Raw genomic sequence first — 20,060 nt, 5'->3', positions numbered from 1 at the left:
ACTTAGTAGTCCTTCGTCATTTTCATGCGGCGGACTTGACGGTGTTCTCGCCTATCTTGTGCCTCGCTGATGCGACGTTCGCGAGCCATCTTCAACGCAAATCGACGCTGTTCGCGGTCATCCAAGTACATCGGGTCTTCCATGAGCCCCTTCACCAGAGAAACCATCAGCAACAAAATAACGATGACAAACGGGCTTGCGGCCAGAATAGTGACGTTCTGCAAATTCGACAGGGCATCCTCGCCACCCGTGAGGAGAAGAATCATGGCAATAGCTGCGGTACCGATACCCCACATTGCCGTGATTGGGCGTGACGCCGTTTCGCGACCGTTCTGACTCATCGTGCCCATGACAGTCGATGCCGAGTCTGCGGAAGTAACGAAGAATGTTGCCAACAAAACCATTGCCAAAAGCGATGCAGCGAATCCGCCTGGAAGCTGATCCAGCAGGTTAAACAGCTGTCCTTCGGCACTGCCGTCACCCCAGATCGATGTTCCGTCCTGCTCATGGTGAATAGCAGTACCACCGAAGATGGAAAACCACACCACCGACACAATCGATGGAACGAGGACCACGGTGAAAACGAACTCACGGATAGTACGCCCTCGCGAAATACGAGCAATAAACATACCGACGAACGGAGTCCACGAAACCCACCATGCCCAATAGAAGATGGTCCAGGAGCTTAGCCACTCTCCAGCGGTGCCATCAACTGAGTTAGCAGTTCGAGAGGCCATTTCGAAGAACTGCGAGAGGTACGAGCCCAGTGCCGTTGGCATCATATTCATGATGATCACCGTCGGACCAAGGACGAGAACGAACAAGGCAAGAATTGCCGCAGCAACCATGTTGAAATTGGACACGTATTGAATACCCTTGCCCACGCCTGACAACGCAGATGCCAAGAATGCCACACCAAGTACCAGGATGATGCCCAACCACAACCACATAGATTCAGTGCTGATCATGCCGGTGTACTTCAGTCCAGCCGAAATCTGCATGACGCCCAGGCCGAGCGAGGCTGCTGTACCGAATACCGTCGCAAAGATTGCGAGGATATCGATGATCTTACCGATGCCGCCTTCTGCCCTTTTGACACCAATCAGTGGAATGAAAGCTGCGGAGATCAGCTGCTTACGTCCCAGTCGGTAGGAACCATATGCAATGGCCAAACCAACGATGGCGTACACCGACCACGGATGAAGCGTCCAGTGGAACATCGTGGAGGCCATCGCCGTACCTACTTCTTGTTTCTCATGTCCTGGAACACCATCGCGATAGAAGTTCAGTGGTTCCGCAACGCCGTAGAACATCAGACCGATGCCCATGCCGGCAGCGAACATCATGGCAATCCAGCTCGGAGTCGAAAACTCCGGTGCTTCAGCTTCGCGCCCTAGCCGGATATGGCCGAACTTCGACATAGCAATGAAGAAGATGTAGAAAACGAAAACGGTACTTGCAAGGACGAACAACCAGCCAAAGTTGGTGACAACCCAGCTGAGAGAATTTCCTGCGAAGTTGGAAAACGAATCTGGACTGATCAAGCCCCACAGCACAATAGCCAGAATCGACAACGCAGCTGGGATTGTCACTCCCAAATCGATACCGGGCTCTTTTTCAGCCTGTCCTATTAATTCTTCGTGGTGTGGATCGGTCATTCTTCTAGCTTGACCGCGTGCGCTGGGTCTTTTCAACTTGTATTCATGAAAATATGAGGTTTCTCTTGTTAATCCTCAGACACCACCACTGAAGTTTCTGCAGTTCACGTCAAGTTATGGCGACCCAACATCACAGTTTCCTAACAATCCCAGAGTGGATCACCCGTTAGTGACTGTTCGTCACCATTAGCGTGCACTTAGAACTGCCTCGTAGAGTTCCCGATGCTTCGTCATGCGTGCGCTCTTTGCCACGGCCTTGCAGGCATCCTTCAGGCGGACACCATCCGCTACTTGATCCTCCACGAGTTGCACCAGTTCTTCCATGGACATCGTGGCCGACGCCGCTTCAGCGCCTTCAATGACAACCGTAATTTCTCCGCGCACTCCACCCGCAGCCCACTCAGCGAGCTCTCCGAGGGTGCCTCGCTTGGTTTCTTCGTACATCTTCGTCAGCTCACGACTCACCGCTGCCCGGCGCGACGGTCCTAACACTTCAGCTGCGTCAGCTAACGTCACGGCCAACCGATGTGGTGATTCAAAGAAGCAACACGCACGTCGTTCAGCCTTCAGAGACTCCAGCCATTCCCGACGAGCTCCCTGCTTGCGTGGTGCGAACCCATCAAAACAAAAGTGCCCGACCTTCAGCCCGGACAAGGCAAGCGCAGTCGTCACTGCACTCGGCCCAGGAATACATGTCACCGGCAGGCCTTCATCACGCGCTGCCGCCACCACTGCCAAACCTGGATCCGACACCACCGGCATGCCTGCGTCCGTCACCACTAACACCCGCTGGCCGCTGCGGGCGGCGTCGAGAAGCTCAGTAATACGGAATTCCTCGTTGTGGTCGAAATTCGACACCACGCGACCACGGATCTCAATGTTCAACGCCGATGCCAAGTTGCGGGCGCGACGAGTGTCTTCCGCTGCAATGACATCCGCCTCAGCCAAAGCACTGCGCAAACGATCGGTTGCATCACCGATATTTCCCAGTGGAGTAGCTGCAAGTGTGATTCCTGGCTCGAGTACCGACATACTGCGATCCTATCCGTAAGCAGAGATTCCTAATGACATTGCCTAAACTCGTAACAGTGGACGGGACTCAAACAATTTCGGTAGAAAAACCTCATCGCGCACGCGCGCGACGTGAACCAAAGTCACTCCGTACGCCAGTACGTTGGACGACGGCAGATACGTGGGTTTTCGCTGTTATTGCACTGGTGACTGCTGTTTCTCGCTTCACGTGGATTTCCCATCCCACTGACGAGGGCACTCCTCTATTCGATGAAAAGCACTACGTACCGCAAGCATGGCAGATCCTCCAGTCCACTGGTGATCCGATATCTGGTGGTATCGAGAACAACCCTGGCTTTGGTTTAATCGTCCATCCACCTGTTGCTAAACATGTCATTGCTATCGGCGAATGGCTCTTTGGGTATACGCCACTTGGTTGGCGATTCATGTCCGCTGTCGCAGGTGTTCTCGTCGTTATGGCATTGATGGACATTGTGCGACGACTCAGTGGCTCTACCCTTGCAGTCACCATCGTCGGTATGTATGCCGTGCTGGACGGCGTCTTGTTTGTGTCTTCGCGCGTCGGCATGCTGGACATGATTCAAGCAGTGTTTGTCATCGGTGCGGTATGGGCTCTGATGCTCGACCGGGACGATGTAGTCTGTCGCCTCCGCGAAAATCGTGATGCTGGAACCATTCTGGACTCCCCCATTGGCCCGTATCTCGGTTGGCGGTGGTGGCGTCTGGCAGCCGGCATTTTGCTGGGGCTATCGCTAGGCGTGAAGTGGTCGGGGCTCTACTACATCGCTGGACTTGGACTCTGGAGCGTGTTTTCCGACCTCGTTGACCGAAAGCGCGCCGGAGTGGACAAGCCTGTCACTGGTGCTCTCGGTCGCGACACCGCACCAGCGCTACGAGACCTCGTCCTCGTGCCACTCATCGTCTACTTTATGTCGTGGCGTTCCTGGTTTGCCGAAGAGACCTCGGTGTACCGTCACCAGAATCCAGCCGACCGCGATCCAGGTCCTCTCGGCTTCGACTGGCTTCCCGAACCTATTCTGAATTACCTGCATTACCAGCGGGGCGTGCTGGAATTCCACGGCTCACTCACCACGTCCGGTGGCCATGAGCACCCGTGGGAATCGAAGCCGTGGGAATGGCTGGTTTCATGGCGCCCCATGCTCTACTACTCCACTGAGACTCAGTGTTTCGGGGATCGGGATTGCAAGGGTTGGCTCATGCTATTCGGAACGCCACCAATCTGGTGGTTGCTCGTTCCGGTCATGGTGTGGGCTATGTGGCGCTGGCTGGTCAAGCAAGATCATCGCTACGGAATTGCCGTTGTTGGATTCGTCGTGTCGTGGGTGCCATGGGCTATCGCGTACGACCGCCAAATGTATTTCTTCTATGCGACTGCGCTTATTCCTTTTGTCCTTATCGCATTCGCGTTGATTGCAAGTGACCTCGCACGTTGGACTGTCAAGGGACGTCGGGTGGGACTGGCTTTGGTATCACTCCACGCGGGCCTTGTCCTCGCCTCGTTCGTTTTCTGGCTCCCCATCATGACTGGTATTCCGCTGCCAGAGGACACATTCAATCTGCGCTTCTGGCTGCCAAGCTGGAAGTAGTGAGCTTTGCGACGGCCCCGTCACACCACTATGACCACCGTGACTGAGGTAGTCCTGGGACCGGGTCACCAGATGCAGCTCGCCATGCTTGAGCGAATGCAGCTGGGGTGAAGCCACCAAGCCAGACCATGCCCAGGGCAATCGCAGAAAGAATCATCAACACCATGCCGGAAGCATCTGCCACGGTGAACGCACCGAGAATCATGTCACGGGTGCCAAAGCCAAACGAAAACATGGCAATAGCGCCGTAGACCGGCATCATGCCCATCGCGGCTTGTGGTCGCCATGATGCCCAGAACAACCCCACTGCCAACGCCAGGCGAATAGCTGCCAGTTCGACAGCAAGGCGAGCGCCTTCCGCCATTGGATCCAGCGTCGAGGTGATCGATGCCGACTCGAAACCAAACATGTCTTCATAAGCAGCATTAACCGACTGCGCAATGTCGCTGGCATGCACCAGAGACATGATCGCCCACGCCACCCATAGCAAACCCAGAATCACCAAAACAACACGTGCGCTACCTGACATGAACAGCCATGCGCGTTCGCGGCGACGTCGCTCTGGTTCGACCGTCGACAAGATCCTTTCTGATAGATCATCCAGATTCAGATCCACCGCGCCTGGGGTCGAGTTCACTTCGCTGAACAGACCTGACGACGACGCTGGCCCCATCAACAACGATCGATTCAGGGAGACTGCCTTTTCAAACCAGGCCTGGCACTCTTGGCATGCATCGAGGTGAGCATCGACGACGTCGTCGTCAGCTCCCGAGGTTTCGCCATCGAGTCGAGCAGACAACGCTGCCCTGACACGTTCGCAATCCATGACTTTCCTCTACCTAGTGAACAGTCGGTCGAGGCTTACTCGCCCTGAACCAAACACAAACACGATGATGAGCCCGCCAATGAGCGAGAGAACCAATTCTGCGCCATCGTCACGTACAAACAACCCATTTCCCCAGTGGACGGCCCACCAAGCCCCCAGCATCTCGATGGCGAGAATGATTGCCACGGTCGGCGCTAACAGTCCCAGAATGAGCAGCGCCCCACCGACGAGCTCAACGAGTGCGACAACCCATACCGTCAGACTTGCCTGCGGAATGCCAGCTGCCACGAAGTAGCCCGTGGTGGCCTCGACACCCGTGCCAAAAATCTTGTCCCAGCCATGAAAAATGAAAATCACGCCAAGAATCAATCGGAGTATCAGCAGCGCTCCGTCACGTACGGCGGGTCGGTTCATGCCGGTTATGGTACCGCACCACGCAAAAAAGCCCCCTCCAACCCCTTGGAGAGGACTTTCTGCCATCACACCCGGTGTGTCATGGTGGAGCTAAGGGGAATCGGACCCCTGACCTTCTCGTTGCGAACGAGATGCTCTACCAACTGCGCTATAGCCCCAACACTACTGCGATTGCGCTGTAGCTATTTTCATGTTACGCGCCTCAGGTGTTCATTTGAAATCAGCTGCTAGAACGTAGTGCCGAGAGCTTTTCGACGGTTATTGCTTAGCCAACAGCGCGACGGTAATCGTCGCCGTCGTCATAGTCATCGAACTCGCCATAAGGGAGGTCGGCGAACTCTGGGGCTTCGTCGTCAATTTCTACGACGACGGCGCCTGGCCGGCGAAGACGGTCTGGAATACCGAGTTCTTCATCTTCATTGTTGCGTACTCCAAGTCGGGACATCTTCATACGACGAATACGGCGGGCACGCAGCTCCTGCTCAGCCATGACGGTACGACGCAAAGTCACCAAGTAGAACGTCAGCAGACCGACACCGACAAGTGGCATCCACCAAGCCCAGCCACCGATGAAGAAGGCCGCGACAGCCAGAATGACAATGAGCGCGACAAGACCTGCCACAGAACGACGACGACGTTCGAAGCGAGTTGCAGCGTACTTTGCGTCCGACACTGGGTCGAAACCGCCACGTCCACGTCGACGCTCGGCGAAAGCATAGTCATCTTCGGTGAGCTCGTCATCAAGCTGGTCAGCATCGTTTCGGGCACCAACCGCGACAGCATTGCCACTGTCTTCCGCATCGATGTCAGTCTCAGAATCCGCGTCGGCAGTCGACTCGTCCTCCACATCAGCTACTGCGTCAGAGCCGGAGTCAGCCTCAGCATCGACATCGACAGTGCGCTGAGAAACAAGCTCATCAGCAATTGCATCTTCGATTGCGACATCAATGTCATCGGCCGACATCGGCTCAAGCTTGGCCGTGACGGCCGTAGCAGCCGAGGCTCCTTCGTCTGCGCGAACTGCCGAGGCAGCTGGTTCCGAATCTTGCTCCCCGTCAACATTTGCGGATTCTGCAGTCTTCGCATCGGCGTCAGTATCGTTGTCCGACTCGTCAGCCTTGTCGCCTGCCGACTCCAACTCGTAGACAACGTCACCGTCGACGACTTCCGCTTCCGGTGCCGCTTCCGGCGCAGCCGACCCATCAGCGTCATCAGCGCCATCAGCGTCATCAGACTTGTGCTCCGCAGTCTTCCGCGCAAACTTAGTCGGCTTCACTGGGTCATCGTCGATAAGCACATCAGAGAGATCATCGGCATCGTCGACTACCGGATCGACGGTCTCCAACGACTCATCGACTTCCTCAGCATGTCGCACATCGCGCGCAGACAACGTCGGACGACGACGCGACGATTCCACCTCGTCACCACCACGGTGCAACAGGCGAGTCTTTCCCAGCGCGTCTGATGTGCGACGAATCGGCTCACGGGTATTCACCACGAGCGGTGCCAGCACAAATAGCCACACCACGATGAATAGCACCAGAATCAACGAAGTCGACATTCTTGGGGGCTCCTCCGGGCTCTTGTTAAGTTCATTACACCGTATCGCCCCAGCGTGCACGCAACATTGTGCCACGCCGCAAATTCACGGCATGTTAGCCAGAGTTCAACTCAGCGTAAGTCCCAATCACAGTCGTCTTCAGTAGGAGCTGCTTCACGACGGAACTTCCCTGCCTCAACAAGCCGATCTACCGTCCGAGCGCCCTCGATATTGGACAGCATGAGATGATCGCGCCATGCGTGGTCCATATGGAACGCCTCACGGGCAACGCCCTCTTCGACGAAACCACAATTCTTCAACACCTTGATGGACGCAGTATTGTCTGCGCGGACCGTCGCTTCGATACGATGCACACCCATACTGGCGGCATAATCGCAGGCCAACGCAAGCGCCGCCGTGGCGATTCCCTTACCCACGTACTCAGAACTAACCCAGTAACCAATCCAACACGTAGAAATAGGGAATGGTTGGATACCGCCAATGGTCACCATGCCGACGAATTCGTCGTCAAGATCGATAACGGCGCTTATCCCAGTTCCGGCAAGCTCAGACGCATGCCACCTTCTACGGAACCGGCGAAACTCACGCAATGTGTGCGCATCAGCCCAAGGCACTCCAACGGTGGGCTCAACTTTACGGAGAATGTTCTCGTCAGCGAGGCGAAGCTCGCGCCAACGGCGACCGTCGCTACGCGCAGGGCTACGAAGCCGAACAGCACCAGCGTCTGTCAGCAAGCGAAAAGTGCGCACCTTAAGCTCAGGCCTGTCGCGCTAGGAACAACACGTCTACGGCATCGCCGGGACGGACGTACGTGACATCGTCATCGATAACAATAAGGCAGTTCGACTCCGCCATACCTGCCAGCAAGTGCGTCTGCGCACCACCGGAACCGCCAAGTGGCTGCACCAAATACTCGCCAGTTTCCCGATCACGCATGAGCTGGCCACGAATGAATCCACGACGATTCTCCACCGATTCAATCGGAGCAACAACACGCGCCGATACCGTACGACGTCGCGGATTCCGCTTCCCCAACGCCAGGCGAATCAGAGGTCGGACCATTACTTCAAAGACAATGAGCGCCGACACTGGATTGGAAGGCAGCAAGAACGTTGGCACGCGGTCGTCACCGACCAATCCGAAGCCTTGCACTGAGCCTGGATGCATGGCGATACGCGACACATCCATGTCGCCCAGCTCCGACAACAGACGACGGATCTCCTCGCCAGCTTGCCCACCAACTGCACCGGTGATGACCAGCAATTCGCTCTTGATCAGCTGGCCCTCGATGATCTCACGGATACGACGTGGCTCTCCATCAACGATGCCCACGCGGTGCACCTCTGCGCCCGCATCACGTCCGGCAGACGCCAATGCGTACGAGTTCACATCAAAGACCTGGCCTGGCCCAGGGGTGCGATCAATATCAACCAATTCCTTGCCGATAGAAATCACAGCCATGCGTGGTTTCGGATGCACCAACACCTTCGACCTGCCAACAGCCGCCAACAAACCGACCTGAGCAGGTGAAATGACGGACCCAGCTGAAACTGCAATGTCACCTGGCTGGACGTCGTCGCCAACACGACGAATGAAATCACCGGTGCGAACCGGACGTAGCGCCGTCACACGGCGACCGCCCTTTCCCGACTGATCAGTCCAGTTCAGTGGCAATACTGCGTCCGCCAACGTTGGCAGCGGAGCGCCGGTCTGCACACGAACCGCCTGATTAGGCTGCAAACGCATCGGGTGCTGAGAACCAGCAGACACTTCGCCCACAACCGGAAGCTCTACTTCCTCGAAAGAGGACAAAGAGCCCTCTCCGGCGCTACGTAAAGCACCAGTTTGGCCACCCACATCGACCGCACGGACGGCGTATCCGTCAATGGCAGCCTGCACGAATCCTGGCAACGGTTGCTCCGCCAAGACATCCTCAGCGCAGAGAAGCCCCAACGACTCAGAAATTGCAATACGTACTGGATCAGGCCGCATTGCATTAGCGGTAATTGCCGCCAATTGTTCTTCTACCGAACGCACAAGATCCTCCTAGCCAAACAGCCGTAGTTACTAACTGAGTCTATTGCTCTTCAGCCAACCGTTGTTCCAGGTACTTCTTTAGTCCTGGGCCATATGCCGGATCCTTCAACCCAAAGTCAACACACGCGCGAATAAAACCACCTGGATTACCCAGGTCATGACGGAAGCCCTGGTGCACCAAAATATGCACTGGGTGACCTTCTTGAATTAGCAGCTCGATAGCGTCGGTCAGCTGGTACTCACCACCCTTGCCACGCGGGATTCGTCGTAACGCATCGAAGATTGCGCGATCCAACAGGTAGCGACCAACTGCGACAAAGTTTGATGGCGCCTCTTCAGGGGATGGCTTCTCCACCATGCCCTTCACGCGCTTGACGATCTCGTTGTTATCCGCGCTGCCATCTGCATCTTCGATGTCGAACACACCGTAGTTGAAGACTTCTTCACGAGGGATTTCCAGCGCACACAGCACCGAACCACCAAACTGCTCACGGACTGCGGCCATGCGTTCCATGACGCCCATCGGCAAGACCAGGTCGTCTGGGAGCATGACGGCGACACTATCTTCGTCATCAGCAAGCAACTGCTCTGCGACCAGCACTGCATGCCCCAAACCAAGCGGCTTGTCCTGAATAACGGATTCCACTGCGATTACTTCGGATGCGCGAGCAACCTTCGCCGCGATTTTTTCCTTGCCACGCTGATTCAACAGCTCTTCCAGGTCCGGGCGAGCATCGAAATGCCCCAGCACCCCGTCCTTCGATGGAGCCGTCACGATAGCCAACCGAGATGCACCGGCGCTTGCCGCCTCTTCGGCAATAATCTCGATACCTGGCGTGTCCACTACGGGTAGTAGCTCTTTCGGAACCGTCTTCGTAGCTGGCAAAAAGCGGGTTCCCATGCCAGCTGCGGGAACAATTACGGTGCGGGCAGGTGTAATCACACGCTCTTCCGCTGAAGTCACGTCAGAATCGGTCGCAGGGATCATAGTGGCCACGATACCCACAACATCTTTCGAATCTGCGGAGCCAAGGCGGTGAAGTTTGACATTCGTTTCGCATTCTCGGCGTATTCTCATAAACATGGGTACTTTGCCACGATTTGAGACGAAACCAGAGCTCCGGCAGTGGCTCTTGGAGCAGCGCGACCAAATGCTGCGTTCTACTCGCCAGCTTCACGACGATCGCCTGATCAACAACACCCTGACCTGGGTAAACGAACAGTGTGAGTCGCTGAAGAACGCCGGAATCACCACTCCAGTAATCACCTGTTTTGCTCCTGTGGAAACTGAGCCTGGCGCCACTGGTGGGGACAAGATTCCCGAGGCACTTGCTGCAACGACGCGTTTCTTGGACAGGATTCGCCAGGGCATTCCAGCAGAAGCGGAGCTTCTTTTGCCGATCTGCCCGCCAGGTAAACCATCAGCACTCAACTGGGCAAGCTACGACACTTCCCTGGAAGAGCCACTGGTTCCCGGTAAGTACGGTCTGTACGAACCTGCGGGCGAACGCCTAGGCACGTCCGCGATCGTCGGGGCACACATTGTGTTGCTTCCAGGAATTGCTGGAGACCGCAACGGAAACAGGATGGGGCGAGGCGCAGGCTACTATGACCGCTCACTGGAGCTAGTCCAGCAGCGCAGTCGCGTATCGGTTGACGGTTCTCCCGAGGGGGTCCAGGAGACTAAGCAACTCATTGGTTTGCTCCTACACCCTTCCGAACTAGTCGATCATGTGCCATTTGACGATCATGATGTTCCTGTCGATGCCATCATCACCGCTGACGGAATCACCACGATTTGACCCACACTGTGGTGTAGTCCACCGGATTTAACTCAGATGCAGTTCGAAGCGATGGAACCGAAAGTGGTTACGCAGCGTCCGTATAAGTAGAGGGACTTTTACTACACACTGCCATCCACTTGGAGTTCCATCATGCGTCATTCATTTCGGCGTGCGAATCCGCGCCGGTTGTGGCGACAAGCAATCGCCATGTTTCTTCTTGCTATAGCCGTCGCACTCGTTATCGCCGATCGCGTTCAGCCAGAATCAGGTCATGTCACCGTTGCTGTTGCTGCCCGCGATATTTCGGCAGGTGCAGAGGTTGCTGAACACGATGTGGTTCTGACTGCAATTCCCGAAGGTCTTGTGTCACAACACAGCTTTGCGTCGGCTGAGGGTGTCGTCGGACGCCGAGTAGCTACGCCAATCGCACGCAATGAGGTATTGACTGAACCTCGATTCGTCGGCAAAGAGCTAGCAGCTGAACTAACGGGGGTGCCAAACGCCCATGTAGTAGCAATCACACCGCATGACCAAGGCATTTTGCCTGTACTGCATACCGGCGCAGTCGTAGATATTTTTTCTGCTGGTCAAGAGCAGAATTCCGTTCACCTTATCGCCCCGGGCGCGCGTGTACTCGTTACGGACAATGAAACCGGCGTGGTACTCCTAGCGCTCCCCAGAGAGCGAGCGGGGGAGGTTGCGACGGCAAGTCTAGATATTCCTTTATCTCTTGTCTTGTCAACAATGACTGATGCTGCATAAGATGACCGCAGTCAATAACTCGCCATAGCGGGCTCGATCGTGGGATACTCCATGGGGCCAAGATTCGTGGCTGTTCACGCTTTTATTTGAGAGGAACTTCCTTGCTCAAGGGATTCAAAGAATTCATCATGCGCGGAAACGTCATCGACCTCGCAGTCGGTGTCGTTATCGGTTCGGCATTCACCGCAATTGTCACTGCATTCACCGAAAACCTCATTCAGCCACTGCTGAATGCTGTCGGTGGCACCAATGCAGCGGATGGCCTGGGCTTCCGCATCTTTCAGGACAAGGCGAACACTTTCCTTGACTTCGGTACGGTCATCTCCGCAGCAATCAACTTCTTGCTCGTCGCTGCAGTTGTGTACTTCCTCATCGTCGCACCGATGAACAAGCTCAACGAGATCCGCGAAGCTAAGCTGGAAACCCCTGCTGAAGAGGAAACCACCGAGGCAGACCTGCTCACCGAGATCCGCGACCTGCTTGCAGAGCAGAACCGCACGCCTCGCTCCGAACTCAATGCAACCGACGAGTCCCTTGCTAAGCAGGGCATCGAGGACCTCGACGAAGGCCCACGTCACGCAAAGTAAGAGTTCTTAGAAACTCAACCTTCTAGGAACTGCCCCAATGTGGTGGTCGTTCCGAGTTCCAAAACCCCTCATCAAACTCAGAAGATTCTTCTGGAGTTTCCGGTGGGGGGTTTTCGCTTTTCAGTGGCGAGGTGCGTTCACTATCTCGTCGTGAAGCAAATGCCTCTGGGGCAGCCCCTGCCCTACGACGCTTACGGCGTGGACGACGGGTACCTTCTTCGCCCATTAGACTGCCCAACGCCCCAGGTCCTTCAAAACATGGTGGGCTAGCGGTCCGAGCGTTGCCATGCCATCGCGAATAGCCGCGCGGGTTTTCGCCATATTCACCACGAGAGTCTGACCAGAAACGCCCGCGAGACCACGGGAAACTCCAGCCTCTGCAGATCCTGCAGAAAGCCCCGACGCGCGAAGCGCCTGCTCGATGCCCATGAGGCGCTTATCCAGAACCTTGCGGGTAGCTTCCGGAGTAACATCACGAGGGCCAACACCGACACCACCGATGGTGATGACTACATCTGCGCCACCCACTACTGCAGTCTCCAGTGCTTGGCGAATACTACGCTTAGCCAACGGAGTTGCAACGACAGCATCGACAATAAAACCGTCTTCCTCAAGCAGCTCAACCATGAGCTCACCCAAACGGTCTTCATCTTCCGGATGGTCACTGCACAAAACGATAAGTGCACGGCGCGTAGCTACCGCAGGATCCATCAGTCGTTCCAGCTCCGCCAAGCTACCGGCATCGGGCTCAAAACCAGGCTCGGTGGACTGCACAGCTGGAGCATCAACCTCGGCTGATTCTTGCTTACTCACGGAAATTCCAATCTACTAACGGATGATCGCTATCCACCGTCTCGCGGAACTAGCCCCTAGCCGGATCCAACGTGACATCAGCAGTGCGCTCGTGTTCACCATTCTCATCGGTCACTGTAAGTGTGACAGTGTCTCCAACCTTATGCGACCGGATAGCAGCTATCAGTGCAATACCGTTGTCGATAGTGCGGTCACCGAACTTCACAATCACATCACCTGACTTCAAACCAGCTCGCTCAGCCGCCCCACCAGGAGTTACTTCACGCACCAGCGCGCCCATGACCGGGGCTTGCGTATCAATCTGGGCCTGAATAGCGGGCATCACCACACGACCATTTTCAATGAGTTCATCGGCAATACGACGCGCCTGATTGATCGGAATAGCAAAACCTAGGCCAATACTGCCAGCCTGCTGTCCTTCAGCACTGTTCGAAGCAATAACGCTGGGTACGCCGATAAGATTGCCTTCCATATCGACCAGCGCGCCACCGGAGTTACCAGGATTAATCGCGGCGTCAGTCTGGATCGCATCGATCACTGAAGTTTCACCACCCTGACCTGCAGCAACAGGACGATTCTTCGCGGATACAATTCCCGACGTTACTGTAGAAGTCAGACCCAACGGCGAACCCACTGCAATAACTTCTTGGCCTACTGACACAGAATCTGACTCACCCAAAGAAATCGGACGTAAATCACGGACGCCTTCCACACGGATGACAGCGATGTCTGTCGCAGCATCACCAGCAACGACGGTTGCTGGATGCCAGGAGCCGTCGCTAAGCAGAACAGTCATTTCAGAGCCAGGCTTCTCGGCAGAAGCGACAACGTGATTATTGGTAAGCACCAAACCATCGGACGACAGAATTGACCCCGACCCAGATTCCTGGCCCGCCATCGAATTCACCTGAATAGACACCACGCTTGGCAGCACCTTTTGCGCGACTTCCTCAATCGACCCCGGTGCAGGTGGCTCAGTACGCTTCGCACCAGGCTCATCCAGTGCATTGTTGCCACCACGAGAACCCGTCGCGGTTGTCGCGAATCCGCCACCGTCAGTGACCAATGCTCCTGCGACACCACCTACCGCCGCGCTTCCCAACATCAACGCAGCGATTGTCACTGCCCCCAGCTTCGAACCACTCTTCTTCTCTGGCTGTGCCAGACCATTCGGCTGCTGCGCAGAATATGCCTGCTGGTACTGCGGGGAACTACCGAAAGATGCATTTCCTGGTGGTGGAGTGCTACCCCACTGTGAGTTTCCCTGACCGGAACTCCCGTAACCGGAACCACCGCTCGTACCAAACAGTCCGTTCGAATCTGGATTTGTCATAGTAAATACCTTGCCCAATGCGTCTAACAAATAGCTGAGAATTCTCTTCAGTTGGACCGTGAAGTCCAAAAGTTAGGCATCGATTTCTGTGTCATGCTTCCGAACTGGCGAACCTGGCAAACACACACGCATCTGTGCACCGCCGTCGTCAGACTCTTCGGCAACAATAGTTCCGCCGTGACGGACGATAACTTGCTTCACAATAGCCAGACCCAAGCCAGAGCCAGGCATTGACCGAGACTGGATAGACCTGAAGAAGCGTTCAAAGACCTTATTTCGGTCCTCAGCTGGGATTCCCGGCCCGGAGTCCGCGACAGTAAGCTCCGCCAAATCCTCGGACAAAGGCACCAGGCGAATCCGTACTGTGCCCTTTTCAGGCGACCACTTTGCCGCATTATCCATAAGGTTCAGTACTGCACGTCCCAGCGCCGCGGGATCACCAAACAGATACCAATCCGTCAGTTTCAGGTCGAAAGTAAGGTCTGGTCGGCGTCGTTCCACTCGCTCGAGCGATGTCTCGACGACATCCACCAAATCAACTTCCTCGATAACCTGTTGAGGCCCATCTTCTCGAGCGAGATCCACCAGGTCACCGACCAGAGTCGACAGTTCCTCGATTTGAGCGATGACGTCAGCTTCCAGGTCCGCACGATCCTGTTCCGGAATACCCGCTGCACCTGGGCGGGATGCCATCATGAGCAACTCGACGTTGGTACGCAGTGAAGTCAATGGAGTCTTCAACTCGTGACCCGCATCTGCCACCAACTCCGTTTGCTTAGTTCGCGATGCTTCCAATGCCACGAGCATCTCGTTGAAGCTTCGGGTGTATCTGGCGAGTTCGTCGTCACCCTCGACGGGGATAGGACGAAGTTCTCCCGTGTCAGCAACACGTTCCGCGGCTTTACGCAATCGAGCTACTGGAGTCAGACCGGCAGTGGCAACCGTGATACCTGCTGCGACAGCGAATAAGACGCCAATGACGGAAATGATCAGTAAGACCATGCCCAATGAGCCCAAAATGGTTCGAGTTGACCTCAGATCCTGAGCGAGCACCAAAGTAGCGCCCGACGGATCGTGGATGGCAAAAATACGTCGCTGATTGAAATCATCCGTCCGGATAGACTCCGATCGGTGCCCACGCAAGACTGCCAGTTCTGGGCCACCTAGTTCGATCACATCACCGCGACCGGTGACACTGCCCCGACCGAAATACATGGCATCCAGGTCAGGGTTCAAAATCTTTAGGGTGTCAGCCGTAATCATCGGTTCGATGGCGAACTCGGAAGCATACGGGGAATTCAGCAACTGCGTCGCCTGTGCCCGCAAGTTGTTATCCACTTCTCGGTACAGCGTGGCCTGCACAGTGACAAACGCCGCCAAAGTCATCAACCCTACGGATGCCGCTACGATCAGCGCCGTCAAGATGGTCAGTCGCCACCGCAATGACACGATGCGAAAACGCCGTAGTAGGAATTCAATGATCCCACCGTGCTCATCCGCAGGCTCAGCACGTTTAAGGTCATCACGCGGATCCACTACAGGAGGCACAACTCCCGGAACTCCCGGGGTTTCGGTCGGAGAAACAGAAGAGACGCCAGCTGAACTAGTATCCAGCCGACGTCGACGCCGCAAGATCACGGAGCGGTCTCCCGCAGCACGTAGCCAACACCACGAACGGTGTGAATAAGACGAGGCTCGCCTTCAGACTCCGTCTTACGACGCAAGTAACCGATGTACACCTCCAGCGCATTGCCAGACGTTGGGAAGTCGTATCCCCACACATCTTCCAAAATAGAGGTACGGCTCAGCACTCGACGAGGGTTGCTCATCAACAACTCGAGCAGCGCAAACTCGGTGCGGGTCAGTGAGATACGACGCTCGCCACGGAACACCTCACGAGTATCTGGATCCAGCGTCAGATCCTCAAAAGACAAGGTTGCTGGCGCAGCTGACGACGATGGTTCCAGAGCAGCACGACGCAACAGGGAGCGAACACGCGCCAAAAGCTCTTCCAGAGCGAAAGGCTTAGGCAGATAGTCATCCGCTCCAGCATCCAGCCCAGCGACACGCTCCGAAACGGAGTCACGCGCGGTGAGCATCAGCACAGGAAGATCGTCTCCCTCGCTGCGAAGACGACGACACACATCCAGGCCGTCGAGCTTCGGCATCATCACGTCAAGAATTGCCAAATCCGGTCGATCGTCTGCGATCTTCATCAGCGCCTGTGAGCCATCTTCAGCAAGGTCAACGGTATAGCCATTAAACGTCAACGAACGGCGGAGGGATTCCCGGACCGCCTGATCGTCATCGACAACCAAAATCTTCATACTCTCCATTGTGCCGTCTATGTATGTTGCGTGCCTAGAGACTTACTGAAAAGTTCCTGTATATCCCAAACCCGGACTCCCACAAGCGCTGAAAACAAAAACCCGCGCTACCTGCCGGCAATGCCGGAGGTGGCGCGGGTCTTTTCAGCCGAAGCTTGAGTTCTAGTTAAGAACTAATTAGTACTGCTCAACATCAATGAGGCCGAGCTGTGCAGCCTTGACCAGACGACGTGGGATACGAACCACACGACCGTCGATCTTGACTTCCTGGAGGTCGACGTTGTCGGCCTTCCACTGGGAACGACGTGCACGAGTGTTTGCACGCGACATACGACGCTTTGGAACTGCCATATCGAATTACCCTCCTTACTCTTAGTTCTTCTTGGTGCGGCGAACGCGGTTGCCGTAACGACGCTGGAACTTCTCAACGCGACCAGCGGTGTCCATGACACGCTGTGCGCCGGTCCAGAATGGGTGGGACTCGCTGGTGACGTCAACGACGATCAGCGGGTACTCGTTGCCATCTTCCCACTCAATAGTGCGGTCGGAAGTAGCGGTCGAACGGGTCAGGAAAGAGTGACCCGTGCCGGCGTCCTTGAATACCACTGGGTGGTAATCAGGATGGATATCCTTCTTCATAAGTTCTCGATTCCCTCAGGATTGAACTACGGGTCGCTTTCACATCGGCTGAGCTCTAGAATTACCTAGATCACGATGCGTTCGTGCCCGAGTTGGGATGTACGTGACCGTTTCATCGAGGCCTAACGCGTTGGCCTAATGCGTTCGCGCAGTTTCCGATGAGACTCCGAAAATAGTACAAGGTCACTGGTAAGATTCCTAATCGCTCTATTGCAGCATTCTCTCGGCATGCTTTGCGACGACTCGTCGTCAAGCAGCACAACAGTTGATCTGGGCTGAGCCTAGGTGCGTAGCGGTTGCAGGTAATACGGAACCGTGTACGGGCGATTAGGTTTTTCAGGGGTTCCCCGTGTATTCTCGACTCTCGCTGTTGTCTGTTTATTCGTTTACGCTCAATTGCCGATGAAAACGTAGTGCCGGGGGCTAATTTTAGTCATTCCTTGTGCACCGTTGTCGTGGTTGTTGAGCCACCAAGAAGCAAAGGAAATCTCCATGTCGGCGATTTGCCAGGTCACGGGACGGAAGCCAAGCTTTGGCAAGTCCGTTTCTCACTCGCACCGGCGTACGTCGCGCCGTTGGAATCCCAACGTGCAGCGAAAGAAGTTCTACCTCGCATCCGAGGGCCGCACGATCACTTTGACCGTGTCTCCTAAGGGTCTGAAGACCATTGATAAGCAGGGTATCGAAGCAGTTGTTGCCCAGATCCGTGCACGTGGGGAGAAGATCTAAAGATGGCCCGTAACGATATTCGTCCAATCATCAAGCTTAAGTCGACCGCTGGCACGGGTTACACCTACGTCACGCGTAAGAACAAGCGGAACACCCCGGATCGCATCACGATCAAGAAGTACGACCCGGTAGTCCGTAAGCACGTCGAATTCCGCGAGGAGCGCTAAATTCATGGCTAAGAAGTCAAAGATTGCCAAGAACGAGCAGCGTAAGGAAATTGTCGCTCGTTACGCCGAGCGTCGCGCAGAGCTCAAGCGCATCATCAAGTCCCCTAACTCCACTGACGAAGAGCGTATGGACGCTCAGTTCGAACTGAACCGTCAGCCACGTGACGCCGCATCTGTTCGCGTTCGCAACCGCGACGCTGCAGACGGTCGCCCACGCGGCTACCTCCGTAAGTTCGGCCTGTCCCGTGTTCGCGTTCGTGAGATGGCCCACCGTGGCGAGCTCCCGGGCGTTCGTAAGTCCAGCTGGTAAGGAAGACTCAAATGAAGCGCAATCAGAACAATAAGAAGGCGCGGATGGAGCAGTCCCGCCGCCCAAAGAAGAACCCACTCAAGGCTGCTGGTGTTGAGAAGGTTGATTACAAGGACATCAACCTGCTTCGCCAGTTCATCTCTGACCGCGGTAAGATCCGTTCCCGCCGCGTCACCGGCCTGACCCCACAGCAGCAGCGCCAGGTCGCTACCGCTGTGAAGAATGCCCGCGAGATGGCACTCCTGCCATTCACCAGCCGCTAAAAAAGCTGGTCGAGGATTTAGTAGTCCCTCACGGCTGATTTGGCGCTGGGGCCGCATGGTGAATAAACCTGCGACGACAGCGTCTACGGACCCGAGTCTTTTGGCTCGGGTCCGTTTCTATTTCTCTAGGCACGTAGAACACCGCTCGCGGACAAGCACAGCAGAGCGTGCGACGGAAGATACTCTCTAAGGGGGACTCCCGACTCAGCCTCTGCTACCCACCGCTCGACCCCATGAACTTTTCGGTTATTTGCCCACGAAAGCGACCTTAGATGCCCCATATGACAGAGATCCTCACCGGCTTCGGATCTGTCGCGCTGATCATTGCCGTGGGCTGGCTGGTCGGTCGATCTGGTGTCCTGGGTAAGAATGGTGGCATCACCCTGAATATGGTCGTGTTTTGGGTTGCTATGCCGTGCATGTTGGTGCACACACTGGCCACCTCTGATACGAGCGCTGTATTCGGTCTTCCCTTCTACGTCGCTGCAGGTTCTGCATTAACCGTTGCGATCTTTTATCTTCTTATCGCTGCCCCGCTTCTCAAACAACGCGGAGCAGACGCCGTTGTTGGCGCCATGAGTTCCAGTTACAACAATGTCGCGAACCTCGGTATCCCCATTGCCATCGCAGTGCTTCACGACGCCACCTCCGTCGTACCTGCGCTTATTTTCCAAATTGCCTTTTATGCACCCTTTTGTTTGACGATTCTTGATGTTCTGACTTCGTCGCAAGGTTCGCTGAACCTCGGAAGATCGTTGCTGTCGCCGCTAAAGAACCCGATTTTCCTGTCTGCAATTATCGGGCTCACTATCAATGCGACCGGGGTAACGCTGCCGACGATGGTAGAAACGCCAGTCAGTTTGCTTGGCCAGGCGGCAGTGCCCATGGCGTTGCTTGCTTTCGGAGTCAGTCTTCATGGCATGCCGTTTCTGCGGAATGGAGTGTCTCCACGACGAGCGGTGGCGGTGTCCTCATTTGCGAAGAATATAGGCCAGCCAGCAGCTGCCTGGCTGATCGCTTCTCAGCTGTTCGGGATGAGTGGGCATACCTTGTTGTCCGCCGTTGTAATCGCTGCCCTGCCAACCGCACAGAACGTCTACACATTCAGTACTCGCTACGGGCGGAATACTATTCAAGCACGTGATTCTGGCGTTGTTACGACTCTTGCGTGTGTCCCTGTAGTCGTCGTCATCGCACTACTCCTCGGGTGA

General features: G+C 55.6%; 24 protein-coding genes and 1 tRNA gene. 9 read left to right on the top strand and 16 right to left on the bottom strand.

What is annotated here, in order from left to right; all coding sequences use genetic code 11:
* Positions 1–2: 2 nt before the first annotated feature.
* Complete coding sequence (locus WG934_RS06855; protein ID WP_339989331.1) at positions 3–1,658, bottom strand: BCCT family transporter; 1,656 nt, start codon at positions 1,656–1,658, stop codon at positions 3–5.
* Positions 1,659–1,844: 186 nt separating this feature from the next.
* The gene (rsmI, locus tag WG934_RS06850; RefSeq protein WP_339979183.1) at positions 1,845–2,690 is read right to left on the bottom strand and encodes a 16S rRNA (cytidine(1402)-2'-O)-methyltransferase; all 846 of its coding nucleotides are present in this window, start codon (positions 2,688–2,690) and stop codon (positions 1,845–1,847) included.
* Positions 2,691–2,746: 56 nt separating this feature from the next.
* Between rsmI and WG934_RS06845 the strand changes: the two genes are divergently transcribed.
* Positions 2,747–4,297 (top strand): dolichyl-phosphate-mannose--protein mannosyltransferase, encoded by a 1,551-nt coding sequence (locus tag WG934_RS06845; protein WP_339979181.1) that lies wholly within the window; start codon positions 2,747–2,749, stop codon positions 4,295–4,297.
* Positions 4,298–4,325: 28 nt separating this feature from the next.
* Here WG934_RS06845 and WG934_RS06840 read toward each other — a convergent pair whose 3' ends face one another.
* The 7 genes from WG934_RS06840 to WG934_RS06810 all read right to left on the bottom strand — a co-directional run bounded on the left by WG934_RS06840 (position 4,326) and on the right by WG934_RS06810 (position 10,123).
* A complete protein-coding gene (locus tag WG934_RS06840) occupies positions 4,326–5,123 on the bottom strand; it encodes a zf-HC2 domain-containing protein (protein WP_339979178.1) in 798 nt (265 codons plus the stop codon).
* Positions 5,124–5,132: 9 nt separating this feature from the next.
* Positions 5,133–5,537 (bottom strand): DoxX family protein, encoded by a 405-nt coding sequence (locus WG934_RS06835; protein ID WP_339979175.1) that lies wholly within the window; start codon positions 5,535–5,537, stop codon positions 5,133–5,135.
* Positions 5,538–5,619: 82 nt separating this feature from the next.
* Positions 5,620–5,695: transfer RNA gene (locus WG934_RS06830), tRNA-Ala, on the bottom strand.
* A gap of 107 nt (positions 5,696–5,802) precedes the next feature.
* Positions 5,803–7,098: a divisome protein SepX/GlpR gene (gene sepX, locus WG934_RS06825; RefSeq protein ID WP_339979172.1), complete on the bottom strand. Its 1,296-nt coding sequence runs from the start codon at positions 7,096–7,098 to the stop codon at positions 5,803–5,805.
* Between the two features lie 110 nt (positions 7,099–7,208).
* The gene (locus WG934_RS06820) at positions 7,209–7,832 is read right to left on the bottom strand and encodes a GNAT family N-acetyltransferase (RefSeq protein ID WP_339989329.1); all 624 of its coding nucleotides are present in this window, start codon (positions 7,830–7,832) and stop codon (positions 7,209–7,211) included.
* A 22-nt stretch (positions 7,833–7,854) separates the two neighbouring features.
* Complete coding sequence (gene glp / locus WG934_RS06815) at positions 7,855–9,135, bottom strand: molybdotransferase-like divisome protein Glp (protein WP_339989328.1); 1,281 nt, start codon at positions 9,133–9,135, stop codon at positions 7,855–7,857.
* A 40-nt stretch (positions 9,136–9,175) separates the two neighbouring features.
* On the bottom strand, positions 9,176–10,123 hold the full coding sequence (locus WG934_RS06810) for a UTP--glucose-1-phosphate uridylyltransferase (protein WP_339989326.1): 948 nt from the start codon (positions 10,121–10,123) through the stop codon (positions 9,176–9,178).
* A gap of 94 nt (positions 10,124–10,217) precedes the next feature.
* On the opposite strand from WG934_RS06810, the gene WG934_RS06805 reads away from it, so the two are divergent.
* The 3 genes from WG934_RS06805 (at position 10,218) to mscL (ending at position 12,268) form a co-directional block, all read left to right on the top strand.
* Positions 10,218–10,937, top strand: coding sequence for a 5-formyltetrahydrofolate cyclo-ligase (locus tag WG934_RS06805; RefSeq protein WP_339979162.1), 720 nt, complete (start codon positions 10,218–10,220; stop codon positions 10,935–10,937).
* A gap of 132 nt (positions 10,938–11,069) precedes the next feature.
* Complete coding sequence (locus WG934_RS06800; RefSeq protein ID WP_339989324.1) at positions 11,070–11,681, top strand: SAF domain-containing protein; 612 nt, start codon at positions 11,070–11,072, stop codon at positions 11,679–11,681.
* Between the two features lie 101 nt (positions 11,682–11,782).
* Positions 11,783–12,268, top strand: coding sequence for a large-conductance mechanosensitive channel protein MscL (mscL, locus tag WG934_RS06795; protein WP_339979157.1), 486 nt, complete (start codon positions 11,783–11,785; stop codon positions 12,266–12,268).
* Positions 12,269–12,290: 22 nt separating this feature from the next.
* On the opposite strand, the gene WG934_RS06790 is transcribed toward mscL, so the two are convergent.
* The 7 genes from WG934_RS06790 to WG934_RS06760 form a co-directional block, all read right to left on the bottom strand.
* Positions 12,291–12,494 carry a hypothetical protein gene (locus tag WG934_RS06790; protein ID WP_339989323.1) on the bottom strand — a complete coding sequence of 68 codons (204 nt, stop codon included), beginning with the start codon at positions 12,492–12,494 and terminating at the stop codon, positions 12,291–12,293.
* The gene (locus WG934_RS06785) at positions 12,494–12,979 is read right to left on the bottom strand and encodes a MogA/MoaB family molybdenum cofactor biosynthesis protein (protein ID WP_339989625.1); all 486 of its coding nucleotides are present in this window, start codon (positions 12,977–12,979) and stop codon (positions 12,494–12,496) included. The genes WG934_RS06790 and WG934_RS06785 overlap by 1 nt, the downstream gene beginning before the upstream one ends.
* A 151-nt stretch (positions 12,980–13,130) precedes the next feature.
* Positions 13,131–14,414 (bottom strand): S1C family serine protease, encoded by a 1,284-nt coding sequence (locus WG934_RS06780; protein ID WP_339979155.1) that lies wholly within the window; start codon positions 14,412–14,414, stop codon positions 13,131–13,133.
* 72 nt (positions 14,415–14,486) lie between these two features.
* Entirely contained in the window at positions 14,487–15,896 is a 1,410-nt protein-coding gene (locus tag WG934_RS06775; protein ID WP_445228225.1) for a sensor histidine kinase, read from the bottom strand.
* 152 nt (positions 15,897–16,048) lie between these two features.
* Positions 16,049–16,741, bottom strand: a complete 693-nt coding sequence (locus WG934_RS06770; protein ID WP_339979149.1) for a response regulator transcription factor — start codon at positions 16,739–16,741, stop codon at positions 16,049–16,051.
* 177 nt (positions 16,742–16,918) lie between these two features.
* The gene (gene rpmF, locus WG934_RS06765; protein ID WP_339979146.1) at positions 16,919–17,092 is read right to left on the bottom strand and encodes a 50S ribosomal protein L32; all 174 of its coding nucleotides are present in this window, start codon (positions 17,090–17,092) and stop codon (positions 16,919–16,921) included.
* A gap of 21 nt (positions 17,093–17,113) precedes the next feature.
* Entirely contained in the window at positions 17,114–17,380 is a 267-nt protein-coding gene (locus WG934_RS06760) for a type B 50S ribosomal protein L31 (protein ID WP_339979144.1), read from the bottom strand.
* A 492-nt stretch (positions 17,381–17,872) separates the two neighbouring features.
* Here WG934_RS06760 and rpmB point away from each other — a divergent pair, with 492 nt between their 5' ends.
* From rpmB to WG934_RS06735, 5 genes are all read left to right on the top strand, one after another.
* A complete protein-coding gene (gene rpmB / locus WG934_RS06755) occupies positions 17,873–18,109 on the top strand; it encodes a 50S ribosomal protein L28 (protein WP_339979142.1) in 237 nt (78 codons plus the stop codon).
* A 2-nt stretch (positions 18,110–18,111) separates the two neighbouring features.
* Positions 18,112–18,276 (top strand): 50S ribosomal protein L33, encoded by a 165-nt coding sequence (gene rpmG, locus WG934_RS06750; RefSeq protein WP_005511413.1) that lies wholly within the window; start codon positions 18,112–18,114, stop codon positions 18,274–18,276.
* A gap of 4 nt (positions 18,277–18,280) precedes the next feature.
* A complete protein-coding gene (gene rpsN / locus WG934_RS06745; RefSeq protein WP_339979126.1) occupies positions 18,281–18,586 on the top strand; it encodes a 30S ribosomal protein S14 in 306 nt (101 codons plus the stop codon).
* Positions 18,587–18,597: 11 nt separating this feature from the next.
* Positions 18,598–18,849 carry a 30S ribosomal protein S18 gene (gene rpsR / locus WG934_RS06740; protein ID WP_339979124.1) on the top strand — a complete coding sequence of 84 codons (252 nt, stop codon included), beginning with the start codon at positions 18,598–18,600 and terminating at the stop codon, positions 18,847–18,849.
* Between the two features lie 281 nt (positions 18,850–19,130).
* Positions 19,131–20,060, top strand: a complete 930-nt coding sequence (locus WG934_RS06735) for an AEC family transporter (protein ID WP_339979122.1) — start codon at positions 19,131–19,133, stop codon at positions 20,058–20,060.

The sequence above is a fragment of the Corynebacterium sp. H78 genome, from assembly GCF_037572275.1.
Classification (GTDB): domain Bacteria; phylum Actinomycetota; class Actinomycetes; order Mycobacteriales; family Mycobacteriaceae; genus Corynebacterium.
The sequence above is the reverse complement of the archived record's forward strand: the minus strand, read 5'-3'. Positions and strand labels throughout refer to the sequence as shown.